Source organism: Amycolatopsis sp. NPDC058340, from assembly GCF_042723975.1.
Taxonomy (GTDB): Bacteria; Actinomycetota; Actinomycetes; order Mycobacteriales; family Pseudonocardiaceae; genus Amycolatopsis.
This window is the reverse complement of the sequence record NZ_JBHXIB010000012.1, coordinates 141,825-165,034: the sequence shown is the minus strand read 5'-3', so window position 1 is coordinate 165,034 and position 23,210 is coordinate 141,825. Positions and strand designations below refer to the sequence as shown.

General features: G+C 70.7%; 25 protein-coding genes. 16 read left to right on the top strand and 9 right to left on the bottom strand.

Annotated features, from left to right (window positions below; all coding sequences use genetic code 11):
- Nucleotides 1-23 precede the first annotated feature (23 nt).
- Nucleotides 24-857: an ABC transporter ATP-binding protein gene (locus tag ACFWIW_RS17190; RefSeq protein WP_378369343.1), complete on the top strand. Its 834-nt coding sequence runs from the start codon at nucleotides 24-26 to the stop codon at nucleotides 855-857.
- Between the two features lie 117 nt (nucleotides 858-974).
- On the opposite strand, the gene ACFWIW_RS17185 is transcribed toward ACFWIW_RS17190, so the two are convergent.
- Nucleotides 975-1,388: an ATP-binding protein gene (locus ACFWIW_RS17185; protein ID WP_378369342.1), complete on the bottom strand. Its 414-nt coding sequence runs from the start codon at nucleotides 1,386-1,388 to the stop codon at nucleotides 975-977.
- A 153-nt stretch (nucleotides 1,389-1,541) separates the two neighbouring features.
- Between ACFWIW_RS17185 and ACFWIW_RS17180 the strand changes: the two genes are divergently transcribed.
- Complete coding sequence (locus tag ACFWIW_RS17180) at nucleotides 1,542-1,886, top strand: STAS domain-containing protein (protein ID WP_378369341.1); 345 nt, start codon at nucleotides 1,542-1,544, stop codon at nucleotides 1,884-1,886.
- Nucleotides 1,887-1,889: 3 nt separating this feature from the next.
- Here the strand turns inward: ACFWIW_RS17180 and ACFWIW_RS17175 are convergent, their stop codons facing one another.
- The 3 genes from ACFWIW_RS17175 to ACFWIW_RS17165 all read right to left on the bottom strand — a co-directional run bounded on the left by ACFWIW_RS17175 (nucleotide 1,890) and on the right by ACFWIW_RS17165 (nucleotide 3,955).
- Nucleotides 1,890-2,330, bottom strand: a complete 441-nt coding sequence (locus tag ACFWIW_RS17175; RefSeq protein WP_378369340.1) for an STAS domain-containing protein — start codon at nucleotides 2,328-2,330, stop codon at nucleotides 1,890-1,892.
- A gap of 367 nt (nucleotides 2,331-2,697) precedes the next feature.
- Nucleotides 2,698-2,910 carry a hypothetical protein gene (locus ACFWIW_RS17170; RefSeq protein ID WP_378369339.1) on the bottom strand — a complete coding sequence of 71 codons (213 nt, stop codon included), beginning with the start codon at nucleotides 2,908-2,910 and terminating at the stop codon, nucleotides 2,698-2,700.
- A 55-nt stretch (nucleotides 2,911-2,965) separates the two neighbouring features.
- Nucleotides 2,966-3,955, bottom strand: a complete 990-nt coding sequence (locus ACFWIW_RS17165; RefSeq protein ID WP_378369338.1) for a LysR family transcriptional regulator — start codon at nucleotides 3,953-3,955, stop codon at nucleotides 2,966-2,968.
- A 90-nt stretch (nucleotides 3,956-4,045) separates the two neighbouring features.
- Here ACFWIW_RS17165 and ACFWIW_RS17160 point away from each other — a divergent pair, with 90 nt between their 5' ends.
- Nucleotides 4,046-5,461, top strand: a complete 1,416-nt coding sequence (locus tag ACFWIW_RS17160; RefSeq protein ID WP_378369337.1) for an aminopeptidase P family protein — start codon at nucleotides 4,046-4,048, stop codon at nucleotides 5,459-5,461.
- 328 nt (nucleotides 5,462-5,789) lie between these two features.
- Here ACFWIW_RS17160 and ACFWIW_RS17155 read toward each other — a convergent pair whose 3' ends face one another.
- On the bottom strand, nucleotides 5,790-6,923 hold the full coding sequence (locus ACFWIW_RS17155) for a metalloprotease (RefSeq protein WP_378369336.1): 1,134 nt from the start codon (nucleotides 6,921-6,923) through the stop codon (nucleotides 5,790-5,792).
- 225 nt (nucleotides 6,924-7,148) lie between these two features.
- On the opposite strand from ACFWIW_RS17155, the gene ACFWIW_RS17150 reads away from it, so the two are divergent.
- The 8 genes from ACFWIW_RS17150 (at nucleotide 7,149) to ACFWIW_RS17115 (ending at nucleotide 15,514) form a co-directional block, all read left to right on the top strand.
- Nucleotides 7,149-7,748 carry a helix-turn-helix domain-containing protein gene (locus ACFWIW_RS17150; protein ID WP_378369335.1) on the top strand — a complete coding sequence of 200 codons (600 nt, stop codon included), beginning with the start codon at nucleotides 7,149-7,151 and terminating at the stop codon, nucleotides 7,746-7,748.
- 78 nt (nucleotides 7,749-7,826) lie between these two features.
- Nucleotides 7,827-8,990, top strand: a complete 1,164-nt coding sequence (locus ACFWIW_RS17145) for an NAD(P)/FAD-dependent oxidoreductase (protein WP_378369334.1) — start codon at nucleotides 7,827-7,829, stop codon at nucleotides 8,988-8,990.
- Nucleotides 8,987-9,295 (top strand): (2Fe-2S)-binding protein, encoded by a 309-nt coding sequence (locus ACFWIW_RS17140; RefSeq protein WP_378369333.1) that lies wholly within the window; start codon nucleotides 8,987-8,989, stop codon nucleotides 9,293-9,295. The genes ACFWIW_RS17145 and ACFWIW_RS17140 overlap by 4 nt, the downstream gene beginning before the upstream one ends.
- Entirely contained in the window at nucleotides 9,292-10,653 is a 1,362-nt protein-coding gene (locus tag ACFWIW_RS17135; protein ID WP_378369332.1) for an NAD(P)/FAD-dependent oxidoreductase, read from the top strand. The genes ACFWIW_RS17140 and ACFWIW_RS17135 overlap by 4 nt, the downstream gene beginning before the upstream one ends.
- Nucleotides 10,650-11,561: a dihydrodipicolinate synthase family protein gene (locus tag ACFWIW_RS17130; protein WP_378369331.1), complete on the top strand. Its 912-nt coding sequence runs from the start codon at nucleotides 10,650-10,652 to the stop codon at nucleotides 11,559-11,561. Before ACFWIW_RS17135 ends, ACFWIW_RS17130 begins: the two co-directional genes overlap by 4 nt.
- Complete coding sequence (locus tag ACFWIW_RS17125; protein ID WP_378369330.1) at nucleotides 11,562-12,563, top strand: proline racemase family protein; 1,002 nt, start codon at nucleotides 11,562-11,564, stop codon at nucleotides 12,561-12,563.
- Between the two features lie 141 nt (nucleotides 12,564-12,704).
- Nucleotides 12,705-14,147 (top strand): amino acid permease, encoded by a 1,443-nt coding sequence (locus tag ACFWIW_RS17120; protein WP_378369329.1) that lies wholly within the window; start codon nucleotides 12,705-12,707, stop codon nucleotides 14,145-14,147.
- Nucleotides 14,144-15,514, top strand: a complete 1,371-nt coding sequence (locus ACFWIW_RS17115; protein ID WP_378369328.1) for an aldehyde dehydrogenase (NADP(+)) — start codon at nucleotides 14,144-14,146, stop codon at nucleotides 15,512-15,514. The genes ACFWIW_RS17120 and ACFWIW_RS17115 overlap by 4 nt, the downstream gene beginning before the upstream one ends.
- Before the next feature lie 228 nt (nucleotides 15,515-15,742).
- Here ACFWIW_RS17115 and ACFWIW_RS17110 read toward each other — a convergent pair whose 3' ends face one another.
- The 3 genes from ACFWIW_RS17110 to ACFWIW_RS17100 are packed head-to-tail and all read right to left on the bottom strand — an operon-like array spanning nucleotide 15,743 to nucleotide 18,782.
- A complete protein-coding gene (locus ACFWIW_RS17110; protein ID WP_378369327.1) occupies nucleotides 15,743-16,957 on the bottom strand; it encodes an amidohydrolase family protein in 1,215 nt (404 codons plus the stop codon).
- Nucleotides 16,954-17,394 (bottom strand): GAF domain-containing protein, encoded by a 441-nt coding sequence (locus ACFWIW_RS17105; protein ID WP_378369326.1) that lies wholly within the window; start codon nucleotides 17,392-17,394, stop codon nucleotides 16,954-16,956. Before ACFWIW_RS17105 ends, ACFWIW_RS17110 begins: the two co-directional genes overlap by 4 nt.
- Nucleotides 17,391-18,782, bottom strand: coding sequence for an MFS transporter (locus ACFWIW_RS17100; protein WP_378369325.1), 1,392 nt, complete (start codon nucleotides 18,780-18,782; stop codon nucleotides 17,391-17,393). Before ACFWIW_RS17100 ends, ACFWIW_RS17105 begins: the two co-directional genes overlap by 4 nt.
- Before the next feature lie 144 nt (nucleotides 18,783-18,926).
- On the opposite strand from ACFWIW_RS17100, the gene ACFWIW_RS17095 reads away from it, so the two are divergent.
- From ACFWIW_RS17095 to ACFWIW_RS17075, 5 genes are all read left to right on the top strand, one after another.
- A complete protein-coding gene (locus ACFWIW_RS17095) occupies nucleotides 18,927-19,853 on the top strand; it encodes a MurR/RpiR family transcriptional regulator (RefSeq protein ID WP_037337104.1) in 927 nt (308 codons plus the stop codon).
- Nucleotides 19,854-19,932: 79 nt separating this feature from the next.
- The gene (locus ACFWIW_RS17090; protein ID WP_240598862.1) at nucleotides 19,933-20,097 is read left to right on the top strand and encodes a hypothetical protein; all 165 of its coding nucleotides are present in this window, start codon (nucleotides 19,933-19,935) and stop codon (nucleotides 20,095-20,097) included.
- Nucleotides 20,098-20,192: 95 nt separating this feature from the next.
- Entirely contained in the window at nucleotides 20,193-20,498 is a 306-nt protein-coding gene (locus tag ACFWIW_RS17085) for a hypothetical protein (protein WP_378369324.1), read from the top strand.
- Nucleotides 20,491-21,597, top strand: coding sequence for a VanZ family protein (locus tag ACFWIW_RS17080; RefSeq protein ID WP_378369323.1), 1,107 nt, complete (start codon nucleotides 20,491-20,493; stop codon nucleotides 21,595-21,597). The genes ACFWIW_RS17085 and ACFWIW_RS17080 overlap by 8 nt, the downstream gene beginning before the upstream one ends.
- Nucleotides 21,598-21,716: 119 nt before the next feature.
- Nucleotides 21,717-22,130: a hypothetical protein gene (locus tag ACFWIW_RS17075; protein ID WP_378369322.1), complete on the top strand. Its 414-nt coding sequence runs from the start codon at nucleotides 21,717-21,719 to the stop codon at nucleotides 22,128-22,130.
- Here ACFWIW_RS17075 and ACFWIW_RS17070 read toward each other — a convergent pair.
- The gene (locus ACFWIW_RS17070; RefSeq protein ID WP_378369321.1) at nucleotides 22,103-23,191 is read right to left on the bottom strand and encodes a S1 family peptidase; all 1,089 of its coding nucleotides are present in this window, start codon (nucleotides 23,189-23,191) and stop codon (nucleotides 22,103-22,105) included. The genes ACFWIW_RS17075 and ACFWIW_RS17070 overlap by 28 nt on opposite strands.
- Between the last annotated feature and the right edge of the window lie 19 nt (nucleotides 23,192-23,210).

Here is a 23,210-nt window from a genome sequence, read left to right as displayed (position 1 = left end):
CGGCCGTCGCGTGCCCTGCGATCATGAACCGCGTGAACAAGCCCGTCTTCGTACAACCGAACCTCGACGGACCGGCGGTGGAGCTTTCCGGGGTCGAGGTGCACGTCGGCCGGGTGCCGCTGGTGTCGGACGTCGACTGGCGGGTGGACTACGGCCAGCGCTGGGTCGTCCTCGGCCGCAACGGGGCGGGGAAGTCGACGATCCTTTCGGTGGCCTCGACCCAGCGGTTCCCCAGCGCGGGCACGGCCGTCGTGCTCGGGCACCGGATGGGCGCGGTCGACCTGCGTGACGTGCGGACGCATATCGGCTTCGTCGGCGCGAAGCAGCGGCTGCCGGACGCGGAGAACCACGACGCGCACACCGTGGTGCTCACCGGCCACAGCGGAAGCGTGCTCCCGCTCTGGGACCGCTACGACGACGCGATCCGGGACAGGGCGTCGAAGCTGCTCGAACTGGTCGGCTGCACCGAACTGCGCGACCGGCCGGTGCGCGTGTGCTCGCAGGGCGAACGCGCCCGGGTCCGGCTCGCCAGGGCGCTCATGGCCGATCCGCTGCTGCTCCTGCTGGACGAGCCGTTCGCCGGCCTCGACCTGCCCGGCCGCGAGGATCTCCTGATGGCGCTGGAGAACCTGACGCTGGCCCAGCCTGAACTGGCCACGGTCACCGTGACGCATCACCTGGAGGAGATCCCGTCGACGGCCACGCACGCCCTGATGGTGCGCCGCGGCAAGGTCACCGCCGCGGGGCCGATCGACGAGGTCCTCACCGACGAAGGGCTTTCGGCCTGTTACGAGCGGGATGTCGAGGTCCACCGCATCAACGGTCGCTGGGCCGCGCACGCGATCCGGCGTTCCTGACGAAGACCAACCCCCGCGTCACGCATTTTCCGGGCGCCCGTTGATCGAGAGGAGATGTCACTGGCGGCGATGCCACGGTGTGCGACGGTGGACCTCGCCCTCCCGAGCCGAAGCCGGTCAGAGCGAGGGGCAGGGCCAGGCGAGCCGGACGATTGTCCCGGTGGGTGTGCTCGTCACCGAGGCCTCCGGCGCGAAGGCGCGGATGATCGGCAAGCCACGTCCGCCGTCCGGGCGGCGGCCGTCGCGCCAGCGGCCCTCGTCGGCGACGCTGATCTTGAGGTGGCCGTCGTCGTGGGCGGCGGTCACCGTCATGACGTTGCCTTCGGTGCCGTCCGGGTAGGCGTGCTTGACGACGTTCGTCATCGCTTCGTAGGCGGTGAGTTTGAGATCCTCGGCCAGTTCACGGGGAAGGCCCCGTTCGAGGGCCCAGTTCGCCAGGACGTCCCGCAACGCGGCGGCCTGTGCGGGGACGGCGGCGACCTCGAGGACCAGCTCGTCGGTGTGCTTGCGCACCGGCTCGTCGATCGGCATCACGAAGCTTCTCCTCGTCGTCCGCCGCGGTCCGCGACCGCCGGATCCATCGACAAGGCTAAGGCACCGCACGGATCGGGACACGAGAGCCGCGCGAGCGGGAACCGTCATCCGATATGTTCGGGACAGTCGGGTACCGATCGTGAGGGGTGGATGACGGTGACGAGCGGAGACGGCGAACACCGGGAGGTTCCGTTCTCGGTGTCCGTCGCCAGGCCGGATGGCGCCGAGGTCGTCATCGCGGTGGCGGGGGAGATCGATCTGACGACCTCCGAAGATCTCAAGGAGACGTTCGAGGAAGCGCTGGAGCCCGTGCCGGGCAGACTCGTCGTCGACCTCGAAGGTGTGGAGTTCTGCGATTCCACCGGTTTGGCGACCCTGGTCGGGATCAACGACCGGTGCAGCACCCAGGGGGTCGCGCTGAGTTTCCTTCCGTCGCCGACGATCCGGCGGCTGGCTTCGAAGACGGGGCTGTCCACGCTCCTGCCGCTCGCCTGATCCTCAGCGGTTCGGCACTTCGAGGATCGCGTGGTCGAGGTGCCGGTACACGGGGATGTGGGCGTCGACGCCGAACAGCTGCAGCAGCCGCAGCACCGGCCGTGAGTCGGCGACGACGCCGGTCGTGCGGTGCTCGGCGCGGGCACGGGCGGCGGCGGATTCGATGACCCGCAGCCCGGCGACGCCGAGGAAGCCGACCTCGCTGAGATCGAGCACGGTGGCGGCCGGGAGGCGGCCGCGCAGGGCCTGTTCCAGCCTGCCCGCGGTGGCGAGGTCGATCTCCCCGGCCGCGGCGACGACGAGCAGATCGTCGTTCCACCGGATCCGCCGGACCCGCAACAGATTCTCGGCGGAGGGGCGTGGTCGGGGAACGGCGGAGAGGGGCATGGTGCCGAAGGCGGGGCCGTCGCGGCTGCTCCGCGTGAAAGGGATGCGTTCGGTCATGATGTGTCTCCCGGACAACCGGGGACGAGACGGACAACGGGTAAGCCTGCACAACTGCTGCGCAAGTCAACTCGCCGCCGCGTCGCCCTGGGAAGGTGCTGGGCCGCGGACATGCGTGTCGTTCGCGCGGGCTGGTGGACTCAACCTCACGTACTGCTCACCGTACGCCGCTCACCTCTCCTGGCAAGGCCCGGCGCGGTGAACGGTGGGTTACCCGGTCGGCTCGCGCAGTACCTTTTCCCAGGCGAGGCCCCATTCCCCAGCGGATGCGACGCGTCGAGGAGCCGTTCCCCCAGTCGGGTCAGGCGGTGGCCTTCCCCGCCGGTCTCGAGGATGCGGACCGGCCGAGTACTCCCCAACCCCGCGGTCAGCGTCGGTGCGAGTCGACTTCCCTTGTGTCGTCCCGTTCTCGTTTCGGGGCCTTCCACGCCGCGAGGACGCACAGCAGCGCGGCCACGAAGCCGACGGCGGTGAGTGTCCCGGCCCAGACGGCGCCGGTGCTGGCGAGGAGGTAGAGCTGGACCAGGGCGGTGCACGTGTAGACGACCGCCAGTCCCAGCCACAGCCGTTGCGTCATCATCTCCCGTCTCCGTTCGCCCGGTACGGGAGGTCAATCGCGGCGAGGCGGGATCGGGTTACAGGCTGTTCGAGACCCGGAAGAAGTCCACCAGCCCGTCCCACGACCGCGAATCCCGCCGCCGCTCCCACCACGTCCGGAACGGGGTCGAGGCCATCGCGTGCCGCGTGTACGACGTCATCATCGCGCGGTAGACGTTCTCCGCCTGGTCCCACGTCAGCCGTTCCTTGCGCCACGCCAGCACGAGCCGCATCTTCATGGGGTCGCCCTTCAGCGGGCGGACGACCATGCCGGGCAGTTCGGGCGCGGTGGGTTCCACGAGTTGCACCGCCTGCCCGGCGGCGATCAGCTGCCGCCCGCCGCCGTTCGGGCATTCGAAGCGGATCCGCGGGGTGAATCCGGCACGATGCGTCGCCGCGCGCAGTGACGTCAGCGAGCCGTCCTCGGGACCGGGCGGCCCGATCCACGCTTCGTCCGCGAGATCGGCGAGGTCGACCTCGAAACCGCCGGCGAGGCGGTGCCCGGCGGGAAGGCCGATGAACACGGGCACCCACGAGAACAGCACCCGGTGCCCCAGGTGCTTCGCGAGCGGCACTTCCTGGTCGTCGGACATGGCGATGACCGCGATGTCCAGTGTCGCGCGGGCCAGTGCCTGCGCCAGCACCGCGCTGGAAGGTTCGACGAGGACGGTCACGTCCAGCCCCGGCAGCGCGTCGTCCAGCCGTTCGACGAAGGCGGGCAGACAGTCCATTTGGGACGATCCGAGCCGCACCGGGCCGTCACCGAGCGCGCCGAGGAGATCGCTTTCGAACCGGTCGAACTCCACGAGCAGGGTCAGCGCGCGGCGCAACGTCTGCTCGCCGACCGGGGTCGGGGTCACGCCGGTGTGGCTGCGGACGAACAACGGCGCGCCGATCTGCCGTTCGAGCCGCTGGAGCAGCGAGGTCAGCGACGGCTGGGACATGCCCAGCGCGGCGGCCGCCTGCGAGAGGCTGCCCGCTTCGGCGATGGCGCAGATCGCCCGCAGGTGCCGGATCTCCAGGGCCATAGGCGGAGTCTATCGCCGCCGGTCATTACGGCCGGGTCCGTCGCGGTGCGAGGGTGCGGCCAGGACCACGACTAGCTGAAAGGGGAGCCGATGACCGGCGACCGAACCCGGCCGGATCTGCGCGCGCTGCTGGCCGCCAAAGGGTTCCGGAACTGGATCAGCGACGGCTGGGAACCGGCCGACGACGCGGTGGACGTGCCGCCGGGCACCGCCGAGGCGGCCGCCGCCCATCGCGGCAGGCTGTCGGCGGAACTGCCCGGTCAGCGGATCGCGCTCGCGGCGGGCCGGGCCGTCGTGCGCTCCAACGACACCTTCCACGGCTTCCGCGCCGACAGCGACTTCGTGTGGCTCACCGGCTGCCAGCGCGAGGGCGCGATCCTCGTGATGACCCCGGCGGGGGACAGCCACCACGCCACGCTGTACGTCCCGCGCCCCGCCGAGGCGCACGAGCCCGACTTCGTGGGCGACGCCGACACCAGCCCGCTGTGGGTCGGCTCCGCCGCAGGACCGGCCGCGTACGGGGACGCGCTCGGCATCGAATGCCGCCCGCTGGAGGATCTCCCGCACGGCTTGCGCGGACGGAACCCGAGCTTCCTGGTCGGTGCCGGGGTCGATCCCGCGCTCGACGCGTACCGCTTCGGCCACAGCGAGCGGCTCCGGACCGTCCTCGCGGAGCTTCGCCGGATCAAGGACGACTGGGAGATCGGCCAGCTGCGCGACGCGGTCGACGCGACCGCCCTCGGGTTCGCGGACGTGCTCGCCGCGCTCCCGGAGGCGGTCCGCGGTGGCGGTGAACGCTGGCTGCAGGGCACCTTCGACCGCCGTGCCCGCACCGAGGGGACCGGGCCCGGCTACACCTCCATCGTGGCGGCCGGGCCGCACGCCCCGATCCTGCACTGGACACGCTGCGACGGGCAGGTGACCGAAGACAGCCTTCTGTTGCTCGACGCCGGGGTCGAGGTGGATTCCTTGTACACGGCCGACATCACCCGGACCTTCCCGGTCGGCGGGGAGTTCACGAAGGCCCAGCGCGACGTCTACGACCTGGTGCACAAGGCGCACGTCGCGGCGCTGGGCGAGGTCCGTCCCGGTCAGGACTACGGCGCGTTCCAGGCGACGGCGCTGCGCGTGCTCGCGGAGGGATTGCACGATTGGGGTCTCCTCCCGGTGTCGGTGGACGAAGCGCTGTCGCCGGACGGGCAGCAGCACCGGCGGTACATCGTCTGCGGGACCGGCCATTTCCTCGGGCTGGACGTCCACGACTGCGCCGCCGCGCATCCCTCCACGTACCGCGAGGGCACGCTCGCCGAGGGGATGGCGCTGGCGGTCGAGCCCGGGCTGTACTTCCACGCCGGTGACCGCACCGTGCCGCCCGAACTGCGCGGCCTCGGCGTCCGCATCGAGGACGACGTCGTGGTCACGGGCTCGGGGTACGACCTGCTCTCCGACGGTTTCCCCTCGACCGCCGACGAGATCACCGCCTGGGTCCGGGCGGCCAGGAGCTGAAGGACGCTTTCCCCGCGTCCCACGCGGTGAAGGGGCCCAAGATGGCGGAATTGGCACCGGTGGGCTGAAGGCTCCCTTCGCCGCATCAGACGCGGTGAAGGGAGCCTTCAGCCCCTGAGCGGCAACGACAGTGAGAGCCAGCCCTGCGGGTCGGGCGATGTCGCGTGACTGGAGGGACGACACGCGTGACTGAGCGGACGGCACCTGTGTCTGGACGGACGACACGCTCGCGGCCGAGTCGCAACTCGTGTCGTCCGTCCGGTCACGTTCGTCGTCCGTCTGATCACGCGTGCCGTCCATTCCGTCACGGCGTCAGCACGTCGCGAACTCAGTACCAGATGGTGTGCCCGGCGAGGATCCGCTCGGCGGCACCGGTCGTGGACAGGCCGGCGGCGGGCCGGTCCTCGGTGAAGTATTCGCGGAAGTCCTGGCTGAAGTCGCGGGTCATCAGCGCGATCGTCCGGTTCCAGTTGCCGCCGTCCGGCCCGTCCGCCGCCCACAGGTCGAGCAGCGACGAGCCGACCCGCCCCTGCACGGTGTCGCCGTCGTCCCAGCCGGGGGTCGAAGCGTCGTTCTCGAAGCTGTAGGAGCTGCCGTTGTCGTACACATACCGGTAGTCGCCGAGGGCGTAGGCGGCGACGGCGTCGGCGAAGCCTTCCGTCCACGCGCACGATTCCGAACTGTGCTTCTCGATGTAGTGCGGGTTGCAGCCGGTGACGACGGGGAAATCACGGCCGTAGAGCTGCCACTGCAGCCAGTGCCCTGCCTCGTGGAGGATGAGGTGCTTCGAGTCGGGCATCGTGTTGCCGAGGAAGACGTAGTTCGTGCCCGGGTAGTCCCAGTAGCCGCCGTCGGCGACCTTCGGATCCCAGACGAAGGTGATCTGGTCGCAGCGTCCGTCGGCTTGCCGGGCCGTCCAGCACGACGAAACCGGGTTGGCGCGCTTCCAGTACAAGACGTTGAGCGTGTCCACGACCTTCCACGCGCGCTGGAGCGTGGAAGGCACCTTCACCGTGCCCAGGTCCTGAGTGCCGGAGACGTTCGTGCGTCGCGCCGAGTCGAACGTGTAGTCGGTGGTGTTGTTCGCGGCCTTCACGACCCGCCACATCGAGGTGCTGCTCGACCGGAAGCGCACGTACGCCTCCGCGAGGGACGCCGTGTGGCAGGCGGTGAACCGGCCGTCGGAGGCACCGGTGATCCCGCGGGCGAGCCTGGTCGCCGTGCCGGAACCGGTGCGGCCCCACAGTTCCCAGTTCGCGTTCCGGGCCACCTGGGTGCGCAGGGGTTTGCTGGTCCCCGCTTCGGCGTCGAGATGGTCGAAGGCGAGCGTGCCGGTGAGACAGGCGTTCGCGGCGGCCGTCGCCGGCGCGGCGGCCACGGCCGCGGTCAGCCCGAGGGTGGTGATGAGCACCGCGCCGAACGCCCGAAGTCGTCGGCCTGCGGATCTGCGGATCTGCTGCACGGGAATCTCCTCGCTGGCAGGAACGACGGTGCGCCCGCGACCCTGTGTCGACGGTGACACACCGGTTGGTGAAGGAGTTTCATCGCGGCAGGCGCCGCCCACCATCGCGCCGCCCCATCGGCCGCGGCTATGCCCTGCTTGGCGGACAGCGTGTCATGATGTCCGCGAACTCGATCGGCAAAGCGAACGAGGTCGTACGGTTTGACGAACGACAGGGGAGAAGCGGTGGAGGACGAGACGCCCTCGATCCGGGACATGCTGGCGGTCAACCTGCGCGCGGCAAGGGCGGCGAGGGGGATTTCGCTGTCGGAGCTGTCGCGGCGGTCGGGAATCGGCAAGGCGACGCTGTCCCAGCTGGAGTCCGGCGGGGGGAATCCGACCATCGAGACCGTGTTCAGCCTGTCCAGGGTGCTCGAGGTGGCGATCTCCGATCTGCTCGACTACCGGGCGGGCGGCGCGCTCACCGTGGTGCGCGGCGCCGACGTCGAGGTGCTCAGCGGTGAGGGAGTGGATCTCCGGCCGCTGCGGAGGATCGAGACCGGTGACGGCGTCTTCGAGGTGTACGACCAGGTGGTCCGCGGCGACGCGCCGCAACGTTCGCAGGGGCATGTCGGGGTCGAGCACACCATCGTGCAGACCGGATCGCTGCTGGTCGAGGTGGCGGGCCGGACCGTCGAGGTCGGTCCCGGGGATTACGTCGCCTTCGACGCCCGCGAGCCGCATTGCTACACCGCGTCGGACGGGCCGGTGCACTCGGTCCTGCTGCTGCAGTACCGCGCCGACGAACGGCTCGACGGCAGGCCGCATCCGGTGCTGAAGGGCTGAGGGCGCACGAGGTATTGACACCCGTCCGGGGTGGAACCTACTCTCCGATCGTTCGCTTTACCGAACGCTGGAGGGTCGATGAACCGAACGCGTGTGGTCGTCCTCGGCGCGGGGATCGTCGGCGCCGCGTGTGCCCGTGAGCTGACCCTGGCGGGTTTCGACGTCGTGGTCGCGGATCGCGGCCGTCCCGCCGGTGGGACCACGTCGCACGGCGAGGGCAACATCCTTGTCTCCGACAAGGGTCCTGGCGCGGAACTCGAACTCGCGAAGCTTTCGACCGCGCTGTGGCCCCAGGTGGTCGCCGAGATCGCCGACGAGGACGCGCGTGCCGCCTCGTCGATCGAGTACGACCCCAAGGGTGGCATCGTCGTCGCCACCACGGACGACGGCGCCCGCGCCCTCGCCGCGTTCGCCGCTTCGCAAACCGGTGTTCGCGCGGAACCGTTGTCCGGCAAGGAACTCGCCGCCGCGGAGCCCGCGCTGACCCGCGACGTGACCGCCGCGTTCCACTACCCGGAGGACGCGCAGGTGCAGCCCGCGGGCGCGGCGCTGGCCCTGCTGGGCTCCGCGCTGCGCCACGGCGCCCGGCCGCGCTTCGACACCGAGGTCGTCGGTGCGACCGTCCACAACGGACGGATCACCGGCGTCCGCGTGCCGGGCGAGGTGATCGAGGCCGACGTCGTCGTGAACGCCGCGGGCCCGTGGGCCGGTCAGGTGTCGGCGCGTCTCGGCGCCCCGATCGCCGTCCGCCCCCGCCGCGGTGAGGTACTGGTGACCACGCCGATGCCGGGTGTCGTGCGGCACAAGGTCTACGACGCGGATTACGTCGGCGCGGTCGGCGCCGATTCGGGCGAGTTGCAGACCTCCGCCGTCGTCGAGTCGACGTGGGGTGGCACCGTGCTCATCGGCTCTTCACGCCGCCGGGTGGAGTTCGACGACACGATCCGCCCGGAGGTGCTGAGCGCCATCGCGGTCAAGGCGCTGCGGCTGTTCCCGTCGCTCGCCGACGTCGCGATCATGCGCGCGTACGGCGGCTTCCGGCCGTACGTCGACGATCACCTCCCTGTGCTCGGCGAGGATCCGCGGCTGGGAAATCTCTGGCACGCCACCGGGCACGAGGGCGCGGGCATCGGGTTGAGCGTCGGCACCGCGCGCCTGCTGCGCGAACTGCTCACCGGGACCGAGCCCGCGATGCCGGTGGAAGAGTTCACCGTGGACCGTGGGGCTGTGGTGGCGGCATGAGCGGATGGCTGCTGCCGCGCGATCGTGATCCGGTGGGCCGTACCGACCGGCCGATCCGGATCTCCGTCGACGGCGAACCCGTGACCGGGATCGAGGGCCAGAGCGTGGCCGGCGTGCTGCTCGCCGCGGGCCGGACTTCCTGGCGGACCACGCGTTCCGGGGCTCCACGCGGCGTGTTCTGCGGTATCGGCGCGTGCTTCGACTGCCTGCTCACGGTCAACGACGTGCCCGACGTCCGCGCGTGCCGGCGCCCGGCCGCCGACGGGGACGAAATCCGCACCCAGTCCCGGGAGGAGAACACGTGAACGTGGTGATCGTCGGCGCCGGGCCCGCCGGGCTCGCGGCCGCCGAACACGCGCTGCGAGCCGGTGCCCAGGTCACGGTGCTGGATCAGGCGGAGACCCCCGGCGGCCAGTACCACCGGATGCTTCCCGAGGCGTACGCGGCGAAACGTCCGGACCGGATCCAGCACGGACGGGCGGAGTTCGACCGGCGCCGCCGGGTACTCGCGCATCCGCGATGCCGTTGGTGGCCGAGCTCGACCGTCTGGGCGTTCGACCGGGCGGAGAGGCGGGTGCACGTCCTGCGGGGGCCGTCCGACGGTTCCGGACGGCGGCGGCTGACCCTCGTCCCGGACGCGCTGATCCTGGCGACCGGTGCGCACGACCGCACGCTGCCGTTCCCCGGCTGGGAACTGCCCGGCGTGTACACCGCGGGCGCGGCGCAGGCGCTGGCGAAAGGGGAGCGGGTCGCGATCGGTGGACGGGTCCTGGTCGCCGGTGCCGGGCCGTTCCTGTTGCCGGTCGCGGAATCCTTGCTGGGCGTCGGGGCCGAAGTGGCGGCGGTGCTGGAAGCGAACCCGTTCTCGACCGTCCGAAAAGGATGGTCGTCCCAGCCGTGGCGCCTGGCCGCCCATACGGGAAAGGCTGGTGAACTGATGCGTTACGCCGCGACGCTGGCCAGGCACCGGGTCCCGTACCGGATGGGCCGGGCGGTGATCGAGGCGCGTGGCGCGGACCGCGTCCGCGAGGTCGTGACCGCGCGGGTCCGTGCGGACTGGTCCGTCGTCCCCGGTAGCGAGCGCGCCTACGAGGTCGACGCGGTCTGCGTCGGGCACGGTTTCAGCCCGCAGCCGGAACTGGCCGTCGCCGCGGGCTGTGTCCTGGACGACGGTTTCGTCCGGGTCGACGCCGCCCAGCGGACCACGGTGGACGGTGTCTTCGCCGCGGGGGAGATCACCGGGATCGGCGGCGCGATCACCGCCGCGGCCGAAGGCGCGGTGGCCGGATGCGCCGCCGCGGGTGGAAAGCCCGCCCCGGCACTGATCCGTGCCCGCGACCGTGCCCGTGCCTTCGCCGGACGTCTCGCCACGGCCCACCCGATCGGCCCGGCCTGGCGGAGCTGGCTGCGCGACGACACGATCGTCTGCCGCTGTGAGGAAACCACGTACGGCGAACTCACGCGGGTGGCCGCGGACGAGTCCTGCCCCGGCCCGCACGCCCTGAAACTCGGCACCCGGGCCGGTCTCGGCCCGTGCCAGGGACGGATCTGCGGCCCGGCCGTATCCGAACTCTGCGGTGGAGCCGAACGGCACCACCGCCCGATCGCCCAGCCGATCCGGCTGGGCGAACTCGCCGCCCGAACCGAAGGAGAACCTGAATGAGCACCCCCGATCTCGGTGGCGTCGTCGTCGCGACCGCCCTCCCGTACCGGGAAGACGCGTCGGCGCCCGCCGGGCTGGCCGTGGACTACGACGCTTACGCCGCGCACTGCCGGTGGCTGGTCGACAACGGCTGCCGGGGCGTCGGCCCGAACGGCTCCCTCGGCGAGTACTCCTCGCTCACCGACGAGGAGCGCCGCCGCGTCGCCCGCACCGCGATCGAAACCGTGGGCGAAGACGGGATCGTCGTCGTCGGCGTGCACGGCCCCGCCTCGCACCAGGCCAAGTACTGGGCCGAGGTCGCCGCCGAGGACGGCGCCGACGGCCTGCTGTGCCTGCCGCCCACGATGTACCGCGCGAACCGCGGCGAGGTGCTCGCGCATTTCGAGGCGGTGGCGTCGGTCGGGCTGCCGGTGATGGTCTACAACAACCCCATCGACACCAAGGTCGACCTCACGCCCGCCCTGCTCGCCGAGATCGCGCAGATCGACAACGTGGTCGCGGTCAAGGAGTTCTCCGGTGACGTCCGCCGGGTGCTGGAGATCCGCGAGCAGGCACCGGGTCTCGACGTGATCAGCGGCGCCGACGACGTCGTGCTGGAGAGCCTGCTGATGGGCGCGACCGGCTGGTTCGCCGGCTTCCCCAACGTGTTCCCCGCCGAGTCGGTGCGCCTGTTCGACCTGGCCCGGTCCGGCAAGCTCGACGAGGCCAGGGCGCTCTACGAACCGCTGGTGGCCGCGTTCCGCTGGGACTCGCGCACCGAGTTCGTCCAGGCGATCAAACTCGGGATGGACCTCGTCGGCCGGTTCGGCGGGCCGTGCCGTCCGCCGCGGGGTCCGCTGACCGGGGAACACCGCGAGCAGGTCACCGCGGACATGCGCCGCGCGCTCGCCTCGCTGGGGGTGGAGTAGGTGCGGTCGATCCGGTCGATCACCGCCGTCGATTCGCATACCGAGGGGATGCCGACCCGGGTGGTGACCGGCGGGGTCGGCGTCATCCCCGGCGACACGATGGCCGAACGCCGCCGGTACTTCATGGAGAACATGGACCACCTGCGGCAGTTCCTGATGAACGAGCCGCGCGGGCACTCGGCGATGAGCGGCGCGATCCTGCAGCCGCCGGCCAGGCCGGACGCCGACTGGGGCGTGGTGTACATCGAGGTGTCCGGCTGCCTGCCGATGTGCGGGCACGGCACCATCGGCGTCGCGACCGTGCTGGTGGAGACCGGCATGGTCGAGGTGACCGAACCGAAGACCGTGGTCCGGCTGGACACCCCGGCCGGGCTCGTGCACGCCGAGGTCGAGGTCTCCGACGGCCGGGCGGTCCGCGTCAAGCTACGCAACGTCGCGTCGTTCCTCGCCGAGCGGGACGCCGTCGTCGAGGTGCCGGGGCTGGGCGAGGTGCGTTACGACCTTGCCTACGGCGGCAACTTCTACGCCATCCTCGAACTGTCCCAAGTGGACATCCCGTTCGACAGGGCGGAGAAGGACCGGATCCTCGCCGCGGGGCTGGACATCATGGCGGCCATCGACGACCAGCGGCCGCCGAAACATCCGGCCGATCCGCTGATCGGCGGCTGCAAACACGTCCAGTTCCTCGCCCCGGGTTCGGACGCACGGGCGTCGCGGAACGCGATGGCGATCCATCCGGGCTGGTTCGACCGGTCACCGTGCGGCACCGGCACCTCGGCCAGGATGGCCCAGCTCCACGCCCGGGGCGAACTCCCGCTGCACACGCCGTTCGAGAACAGTTCGTTCATCGGTACCACGTTCACCGGCGAGCTGGTCGCCGAGACCACCGTGGGCGGCGTCCCCGCGGTGGTGCCGGAGTTCTCCGGGCGGGCCTGGATCACCGGCAACGCCACCTATCTGCTGGACCCGGACGACCCGTTCCCCGCGGGGTTCGTCCTCTGACGGGGGCTGAAGGACGCTTTCCTCGCATAGGACGCAGGTAAAGCGCCCTTCGCCGCGTGGCATGCGGTGAAAGCGTCCTTCAGCCCCTCTCTTCCCCCACCACCGACCCGGGTCGCCCTCGCGGTCCGGAAGGGATTTGTCATGCCCGAATCAACGACGATCCGGCCCCAGCCCAAGCTTTTCTCGCGCTCCGGGCTCTTCCGGCGGAAGTCCTTCGAAGGCCCCGACGAGGCCGGTCCAGGTGGGCTGCCCCGCACGATGGGCCTCTGGCAGCTGGTCTCGCTCAGCCTGGGTGGCCTGGTCGGCGCAGGTGTCTTCTCGCTGGCAGGCGTGGTCGCGAACCAGCAGGCCGGACCCGGCGTGATGATCTCGTTCCTGATCGCGATCATCGCCAGCTCGGCGGCGGCGCTGTGCTACGCCGAGTTCGCCGGGCTCATCCCGCGCGCCGGATCCGCGTACACCTACTCGTACGCGGCGCTGGGGGAGATCGCGGGCTGGCTGATCGGCTGGGATCTGCTGCTGGAGTACACCGCGATCGTCGCGGTGGTGGCGATCGCGGTGTCCGGCTACCTGTCCTACGTCGTGGAGCAGGTCGGCCTGGACCTGCCGTCGTGGATGCTCGGGGCACCGGGAACCGGGCCGGGGCACCGCGTCGACCTGTTCGCCGCGCTGCTGTGCCTCCTGCTGGCGTTCGTCCTTTCCCGTGGCAGCAAGCAATCCGCCCGGTTCGAGACGGCGCTGGTGGTGATCAAGCTGGCGATCGTGGCGCTCGTGGTGGTCGCCGGCGCGTTCCACATCTCGGCGGGGAACTTCAGCCCGTTCCTGCCCTACGGAATCGGCGGCGCGGTCGCGGGCGCGGCGACGACGTTCTTCGCGGTGTACGGCTACGACGCGATGACGGCCGCCGCCGAGGAGAGTGTCGAGGCGAAACGGTTGCTGCCCAAGGCGATCATCGTGTCGCTCGCCATCGCGGCGGTGATCTACCTGCTGGTGTCCATCGTGCTGGTGGGTATGCAACGCTACGACCAGATCGACGTGCACAGCCCGTTCTCGAGCGCGCTGGCCGCGGTCGGGCTGGCCGGGCTGGGCACGGTCGTCGCGGTCGGCGGCATCCTCGGGATCACCACGTCGGCGTTCGCGAACATGCTGGCGGTGTCACGGATCTGGTTCGCGATGAGCCGGGACGGCCTGCTGCCGCGGTACTTCGCCCGCACCCACCCCCGGCGCAGGGTGCCGACGAGGGTGATCTGGCCGGTCGGTATCGGCTCGGCGGTCATCGCGGGCTTCCTGCCGATCAAGGAGGCCGCGGATCTGACGAACATCGGGATCCTGGCCGCGTTCATCGTCGTGTCGATCGCCGTGGTGGTGCTGCGGCGCACCCGGCCGGACCTGCCGCGGTCGTTCCGCACCCCGTGGGTCCCGTTCGTGCCGCTGGTCGGGGTGGCGTTCGCGGTCTGGCTGATCGCGAACCTGGACGCGCTGACGTGGCTGCGGTTCGCGGCCTGGATGGTGCTCGGTCTGGTGGTGTACGCCGTGTTCGGATTCCGGAACTCGGCGGAGAACCCGGAGAGGAAGGAAGCATGAAGGAGATCGAGCGGGCGGCGGAGATCGCCGGCGCGTGGGCCGCGGTGCCGCCGGCGACACGAGCGGAGGTGATCACCGGGGTCGCCGACGCGCTGGACGCGGCCGGGCCGTCCCTGATCGGGATCGCCGACGCGGAAACCCGGCTGGGGACCGCACGGCTGACCGGCGAACTGGCCAGGACGACGTTCCAGCTGCGGCTGCTCGCGGCGGAAAGCGGCTCGTGCTACGACGTCCGGATCGACCGGGCCGACCCGTCGTGGCCGCCCGGTCCGCGTCCGGAGCTCCGTCGCTACCGGACCGCGGTGGGGCCGGTGCTGGTGTTCGCCGCGAGCAACTTCCCGTTCGCGTTCAGTGTCGCGGGCGGGGACACGGCGTCGGCGTGGGCGGCCGGATGCCCGGTGGTGGTCAAGGCGCATCCCGGGCATCCGGAGCTGTCCCGCCGGACGGCGGCGATCATCGAAGAGGCCCTCGGCCCCTGGGGCGCGATTCTCGGCCTTGTCGAAGGAGAATCCGCTGGCGTCGAAGCGCTGCGTCACCCGGCGATCACGGCCGCCGCCTTCACCGGATCGGTGGCGGGCGGGCTCGCCCTGGCGCGGATCGCGGCCGAGCGGCCGGTCCCGATCCCGTTCCACGGCGAGCTGGGCAGCGTCAACCCGGTGATCGTCCTGCCCGGCGCCGCGCGGGAGCGGGCCGACGAACTGGCGGCTGGTTACACCGGATCGCTGACGCTGGGCAACGGCCAGTTCTGCACCAACCCCGGCCTGGTGTTCGTGCCGTCGGAGAGTCCGTTCGTGGATCTCGTCGCCGAGCGGTTGCGCGGGATCCCGGACGCGCCGTTCCTGAACGACCGGATCGCGTCGGGGTTCCACGCCGGTGCGATCCGGCTGGCCGGCATCCCGGGGATGCGTGAGGTCGTTCCGGGACCCGGGGCCCGGCTGCTCGAAATCGATCTGGCCGACTTCGTGCCGGATGTGGCGGAAGAGTGCTTCGGTCCGCTGGGCGTCGTCGTGCGGTATTCGCGGCTCACCGACGTCCTGCCGGTGCTTTCCGCGTTGCCCGGCCAGCTCACGACGACGGTGCACGCCCTGCCCGACGAGGCCACCGAGGTCGAGGCGCTACGCCCGGTGCTGGCCGACCGCAGCGGGCGGATCCTGTGGGGCGGCTGGCCGACCGGGGTCGCGGTGACCGCCGCGATGCAGCACGGCGGACCGTTCCCTGCGACGACGTCCCCGGCGTCGACCTCGGTCGGGACGGCGGCGGTGGAACGTTTCCTGCGCCCGGTGTCCTATCAGGACTGGCCGTCGCATCTGCTGCCGGAACCGTTGCGGGACGACAATCCGTGGGACGTCCCGCAGCGCTTCTCCTGACTCGTGAGGTCCGTGAGGGCCTCCTTGCCTACCCTGAAGGTACGGAGGGAGGCCCTCACGGACTACGCGATCGCCACCGCAGCCCCGGAAGCACCAGCAGTCACAGCGGCGGCGCGTGAAGGCCCTCTTTCCTCGGCTCAGCCGAGGAAAGAGGGCCTTCCCCGACACCACCCGAGGGCATCAAGACAAGGCGGAATCCCGTGGGTGGGCGATACAGGTCCTCGGCTTTCAGCCGGAGACCACGGTCCCGCCCTGCACGACGTACCGGAACTTCTCCGGCTCGGCCAGCACGCCGATGTCCTCCAGCGGATCCCGCTCGACGACCACCAGATCGGCGTGCGCGCCCGGTGCGAGCGTGCCGATCTCGCCGGTCAGGTTCAGCAGATCCGCCGCCGTCGACGTCGCCGAGCGGATCACCTCCAGCGCGGACTGGACCTCGCCGCGCAACCGGAACTCGTGGTTCTGGTGCCGGTGCATCCCGCCGAGGAGATCGCTGCCGTACACCAGTTTCACCCCGCCCCTGGCGGCCTTCTCGAGTGCGGCCATGCCCGCGCCGAGTACGTCGTCGACCTTGCGCCAGCTGGATTCCGGAAGCCCGTGTTCGCGGCCTTCCTCCTTCAGCGCCCAGTACGTCACCAGGGTCGGCACCAGGTACGCGTCGTGCCGGAGGAACAGCTCGACACTGAGGTCGTCGATGAGGTTGCCGTGCTCGATCGACCGCACGCCCAGTTCGAGCGCACGGTTCACCGCGCGGGCGGTGTAGGCGTGGGCGGCGACGTAACGGTTGGCCGACTCCGCCTCCTCGACGATGGCGCGCAACTCCTCGGCGGAGTACTGCGTCGAGTCGATCCGGTCGGTGGGGGAGGCGACGCCGCCGGAGGCCATCACCTTGATGTGGTGCGCCCCCTTGCGCAGTTCGTCGCGTGCCGCCGCCCGGACCGCGTCGACCCCGTCGGCGATCCGGCCGAGACCGGCACAGCACGGGTGATCGTCGCTGACGTTGGTGCCGCGCGTCCGGCTGTCGCCGTGCCCGCCGGTCTGGCTCAGCGCGCGGCCGCAGAACAACAGACGCGGGCCGCGGAACAACCCTTCGGCCTGCGCGTCGGCGAGGCCGTAGTCGGCGCCGGAAGCGTCACGGACCGTCGTGAAGCCACGGTCCAGCATCCGGCTCATGGTGCGGGCACTGTGCGCGGCCACGTAGGACGGTGACGACGCGGGCAGCGACCCCAGATCCGCGGTCGACGCGGTGACGTGCACATGGGCGTCGACGAGCCCGGGCAGCACGAACGCCCCGCGCAGGTCCTCGGTCCGCGCGTCGCCCGCGGCGAGACCGGCGCCGACCTCGACGATCCGGCCGTCGGCGCACCGCAGGTCGCCCTCGGTGTACTCGCCCGTGACCGGGTCGAGCAGGCGGGCGTCGCGCAGCAACAGCGATCCGTTCATCGGGTCTCCTCCAGGAGTTCGCGCAGGGCCGGGACAGCCAACGGTGCCAGGGATCGCGCCACGGCGACGGAATCGTCGTCGTAGTGACCTTCCGCGTCGAGGAGGTTGAGGACGCCGAGGGTGCGGCCGTCGTCCACCACCGGCACGTTGATCACCGCGCCGCAGCCGAGGCTGTCGATGAGTTCGTGGTCGGCGAAGATCTCGCGCACCGCCGCGCTGTCCGGCCCGAAGTAGGGCTCCTGCCCGGTGATGCACCGCTCCAGCCAGCCGGCGGCGACCTCGACGGTCTTCTCGCCGCCGACCGGGTACTCCACGGGGTGACTGCTGTGCACCCGCCGCAGCGCTCGCCGTTCCGGCACCCAGGCCAGCACGGTGAACAGCCGTACGCCGATCGCGGCTCGGGTCTTGTCCTCCACAGTGGACAGCGACACGGTCACTTCGTCATCTCCTTGGCGGTCTTCACGGGCGCGCCGTGTTCGGTCAGTTCTTCGAGTGAGCGGCCGGCGGTGGACAGGCCGAACACGACCACGACCACCACCCCGGCCACCAGGACGGCGGTGGTCATGCCGAACACGCCGGCGAAGCCGAGGCTCGCCGCGGACAGGCCGATGATCGTCGGGGCCAGGATGCTGCCGACCCGGCCGAACGCGCTGGACAGCCCGGTGCCGCTGGCGCGGATCCAGGTCGGGAACACCTCGGGGGTGTAGGAGTAGACGCCGGCGTACGTGCCGTTGAGGAAGAAGGACAGCACCGCCCCGGCGAGGGTGATCGACCACGGCGCGTCCATCTGGCTCAGCCAGAACGCGCTCACCGCCGAGCCGGCGAGGTACAACGCGATGGTGTGCTTGCGGTCGAGCCGTTCCGAAAGCCACGCGGCGGAGAAGTACCCGGGGATCTGCGCCAGGTAGATGATGATCGAGAACTCGAAGCTCTTGGTCACCGTGATGCCGCGTTCGACGAGCAGGGTCGGGATCCAGGAGAAGAAGCCGTAGTAGGAGAACGTGATCACGAACCACACGGTCCAGATCACCGCGGTGCGGCGGGCCATCGCCGGGCTCCACAGGAACTTCAACGCGCTGAGGAGATTGACCTTGGGGGTCTCCGTCGCGGGCTGGGCGTCGGCTTCGGCGACGGCCGGAAGTGGTCGTCCGGTGGCCTTTTCGACGTCCCGCTCCAGTTTCGTGACGATCTTCTCGGCCTCGGCGTGACGTCCGTTCGCGACGAGGAACCTCGGTGATTCCGGCAGGGAGCGGCGCCACCACAGCAGCATGACGATCGGCAGCGCGGTGATCAGCTGCGCGACCCGCCAGCCCTCCGGCACGGTCGGGACGACGAACCGGCCGATCAGCGCGGCCATGACGAACCCGAACGAGAAGAACCCGGCCAGCGCGCCGACGAACCAGCCGCGTCGTTTGGCGGGGACGAATTCGGACAGGAACGGCGCGATGATCGCGCTTTCGGCGCCCGCGCCCGCCCCGGCCAGCACCCGGGCGCCAAGGAAGACCTCGTAGTTGGGGGAGAAGGCCGCGACCACCGAGAACACCGCGTAGAAGGCCAGCGCGTACATCATGACCTTCTTGCGGCCGATGCGGTCGCCGAGCAGTCCGGCGGCGATCGCGCCGAAGAGGAAGCCGAACGGCGTCGCCGAACCGATCAGCCCGAGCTGGCCGTTGTCGAGGCCCCAGGCGGCTTTCGCGCTCGGCAGCAGGAAGGCGACGACGGCGGAGTCCATTCCGTCGAAGGTGTAACCGAGCCCGCCGATGAGCAGGAGTTTGTAGTGGGGACGGCTCAGCGGGAGCCGGTCCAGTCGTGCCAGAAGCGTCATGGGGAACGCCTTCCGTGGTTCGGGCGACGAGGAGTCACGAGAGTGCGGACAACGTATACTGCGTTTCGGCAAAACTGCAATGGTTGTTGCAAGTGGTTCGCCGGGCACGATGCGTTACCGTGGCGCGGTCGAGGGAGGGCGTGCGTGACAGAGACGGGAACCGACGACGGTTTCGAGGCGTGGCTTCGGGATCGGACGCCGGAGCGTGGCCTGCGGCCGAAGTCGGCCGCGGTACTCGAAGTGCTGGTCTCGCAGCCGCGCCGGGCGTCGTTCGGCTCGACCGCGGAGCTCGCCCAGCTCGCGGGGGTCAACGTCGCCACCGTCACCCGGACGGCGCAGGCGCTCGGGTTCGCCGGATGGCCGGCGCTGCAACAGGAGCTGCGGGCGCGGTACATGTCGTCGCTGAGCGCGCCGCAAGTGGCCGAGGAACACCGGGATGTCGACTCGCCGGGTTCGGCGTCGTTGCGCCGGGACCTCGACAGCCTCGCCCTGCTCAACCGGCGGTTCGCCGAGGACGAGATCCGCCAGGTCGCCGAAGCCGTCGCTGGGGCGCGCCGCACGGTCGTCATCGCCGACGGCAGTTACGCCGCGGTCGGGATCGCGTTCGCGCACAACGCCCGGCTCGCCGGATACGACGTCCACGCGATCACCGCGGGCGACGCCGAACTCGCCAACGCCACGGCGAAGCTCTCTTCCGAAGACGTGCTCATCGCGATCAGTTTCTGGCGCCTGTACGAAAGCACCGTGCTCGCCGCGAACGAAGCGAAGGCAAGGGGAGCGCGCGCCTTCGCCATCACCGACGCGGCGAGCCCCGCGCTGGCCGGCGCCGTCGAACAGGTGCTGATGGTGCCGGCCGAGGGCGTGACCTTCTTCCCGTCGCTGACCGCCGGGATGAGCCTGGTGCAGGCGATCGTCGCGCAACTCGCCGCCGTCGACCCGGTCCGCACCGGTGAGTCGATCGAGGCGGCCGAGGCCATGTGGTCGCGGTTCGACCTCCTGCACCGCCGCCCGGGGTCGGCCGATCGGACAGTGCCGAAAAGGCCGACCGGTGGAGGCGTCTCCGCCGGATGACCGATCCGCCGCCCCCGGCCGGGAGGCGATCCTGGTTCCAGGCCGCCGGAACAGGCGGCACGGGATCGAGGAGGCCGAAATGACGATCATCGCGACCTTGGGTGCCTACGCCGGGCTCGCTCTGCTGGCGCTGATGGCGGCGACACCGCTGCTGGTCGAACTCGACCAGCGTTTCCCGGTCACTCGCCGGGCGAAGGCGGCCGAACGGGAACGCCGGATGCCCGCCGGACTCGCGTCAGCGTGACGCAGAGCACAGATTCACTCCTGGACTACCTCACGTGAGTGATTCGCGCTCCGCCAATTCGTAACTTTGTGTCGCGTTATGGAACGCTCTGTGACGTGACCGTGGATTTCTGCACCAACGCCCAGCCCTCCGACACCTTCGCGGAGTTCCGGAGGAACGTCGACGAACTGACCCAGGCGTTCGTCGACGCCTGCCGTCAGGGCCGTACGCCGGGCGATGCTTCACTCGACCTGCTGCAGCGGATTCATCGCGAAGACCGCAACTGGGTCGTCGTCCATCTGACCTTCGCCATCGCTGCGCTCGCGCACCAGCGAACGCTGGCGCCCGCCGACGCCGTCACCCGGCCAGGTGGTGTGACGGGTGCGCCGGAGCGCGCGTTGTTAGCTTCCGCGAGTGACTGATCCGACCGTTTCCGCGGTCATCGCGGTGTTCGCGGGTTTCGTGCTCGCGGGCTTCCTGGCCGTCCCGTACATCGCCGCGAGCTACCGGCGCCGCGGCGAGCTCGGGCTCTGGCGGGTCCTGCTGGTGTTCGGCTTCCTGGTCTACGCCATGTCCCTGTGGACGTACACGTTGCTCCCGATCCCGGAGACGACGACGTGCGCCGGGCACGCGGCCGGTCATCTGCAACTGCGCCCGTTCCAGTTCGTCGCCGACATCCGCCGTGAACAGACCGGCGCGGGTCTTCGGGCGTTCCTGCGCAATCCGGCCGTCCAGCAGGCGGTGTTCAACGTCGCCTTGTTCGTGCCGCTGGGGATGTTCGTGCGGCACCTCTTCCGGCGGAGTTTCGTCGCCACCGTCGCCATCGGCTTCGCGGTCTCGCTGTTCATCGAATGCACCCAGCTGACCGGGGTCTGGTTCCTGTTCGAATGCCCGTACCGGCTGGCCGACGTGGACGATCTGCTGACCAACACCCTCGGCGCGGCCGTCGGTTTCGGGCTCGCGCCGTTACTGCGGCTGTTGCCGGGGAACGAGCCGTCCGCGCCGCCCGGAGCGCCTCGGCCGGTCACCGCGCGCCGCCGCCTGCTCGGGATGGCCGTCGACGTGGTCTCCGTCGTCCTGCTCGGCACCACCGTCGGGATCGTGACGACGCTGCTCGTTGGCGAACCGGGCACCGTGGTCATCGCGCTGATCGGCACCTTCCTGCCCGCGCTGCTCCTGCTGTTCGTCATCCCGGTCGTGGGCAACGGCGCCAGCTTCGGGCAGCGGGTCGTGTTGCTCCGCCCCGCCGGCCCGGACGGCGGGAAACCCGCCCTCTGGCGGATCATCGTGCGGTTCCTCGCCGGTTCCGGCGGCTACTTCACGTTGCTCACCTTGGCGTCGGTGGTCAACGGCGGTTTCGAGCCGCTCGCGAACCTGCTGTTCTTCGCCAGCGGCGTCCTCGCGATCCGCCCCGAAGGTCACCAAGGACTCTCCGGCCTCATCGCCGGCCTGCGGATGACCGACGTGCGGGCGTTCGACGACCGGGAGGTGCCCAGCCTCGTGAGTGGCAAGGACGGTTAGAACCGTCCTTGCCACTCACGAGGCTTGCCACCCGATCGGGTCGACCCTGTGGTTCCCGCGAGTCATTCCGGCTGGCAGGAGGCGCGGGCCGGAACACTCGCCCGGTGGATGTGGAGTCGATGGACGACGTGGCCGACTGCCTGCTGTCGGTGGCCTGGAACATCTTCCCGCTCATGGGGAAACCTCCCGCGAACCCGGGGAACCGGACGGAGGAGATCCGGACCCTGCTCGTCGACGCCTGCCACGACGCCGGGATGCGAGCCCGCGAACGGGCCGCGGCGCACGGAACGGGAACCGAAGAGGAACGCCGTCCCTTCCTGCGTCTCGCGGAGATCGGGACCGACGCGAACCTGTTCCTGGGCATGGTTTCCGGCACGCTGCTCGCCGATCCCGAGCGGATCCGCCGCCGCTGGGCGGAGATCGAGACGCTCGTCCTCGAAGCGGGGGAGCTCGCCGCGCTGATCAAGGGGCGACCGGAGGACCGGCCGCCCCTCGTCGCGGGGGATCAGTCCTTTTCCAGCCTCAGGTCGTAGCGGTCGAGCACCTCCTTGACGGGCTGGAAGAAGGTGGTGCCGCCTTCGTCGCAGTCACCGGAGCCACCCGAGGTCATCCCCTGCGCCTGCACCAGTCTCGAGCCGGACGAAGGGCGGCTGACGAACGAGCCGCCGGAGTCGCCGGGCTCGGCGCAGGCGTCGGTCTGGGTGAGGCCTCGCACGATGTTCCCGTTGCCGTAGTTCACCGTCTGATCCAGCGCCTCGACACGGCCGCAGTGCCAGTGGGTGGTGATCCCGGACCGGCAGACCCGCCCGCCGACACCGACCACGTCGGCCCCCTCGATCCGCACGTCGGAACCGTCCTCGTAGCGGTCGACCCGGGGCGGGGTCGAGACGTCCGAATGCGTCACCTTCACGGTGCCGTAGTCGTTGCCGGGGAAGGACGACCTCGCGACCTTGCCGATCGTGCCACCGACGCCGCGCACGGTGCCGCCGAGCTCGGTGCAGTGGCCCGCGGTGATCACGTAATGATCGTCATCGTCGTAGGCGTTGAACCCGACCGAGCAAGCGCCACCGCTGAAGTACAGGCCCTGCCCGCCGACCACGCTCCACATCGGTCGCGGCGCGCTCTTCACGTGCTCCACCCGAACCGGTACCCCGGCGGAAGCGGCCCACGCCCGGCCCGCGGGATCGCCGCCGACCACGCTCACCACGACCTCGTTCGCGGGCACGTCGACGTACCAGCCGGCGACGGAGCCGGGCAGCCCCGTGGTTCTGTTGTCCAATGTGGACTGGATCCGTTTCAGTTCGGCGGCGCTGTGCCGGAGCACTTTCGGAATCGCGCCCGCGGCGCGGATCCTGGCCGACTGGCCCGCGTCGGTGGTGCCGGCGACGAGTTCGCCGGTCGCGGTGTCCAGCCAGGTGCCGGCGAACGCGGCGCCGAGCGAAGTACCGAGTTTCTGCTGTGCGGCGGCCAGGGTGGCCGGTCCGGCCGCTTCGGTCAGGGCCGGCGTCGCCGCCGAGGCCGGGGTCGCGAAGGCGGTGACGGCCGCGGCGGCGCCGATCAGGACCGTCAAGGTACGCAGGGGGCGTCGGATCACGAAAACCTCCAGGGAATTC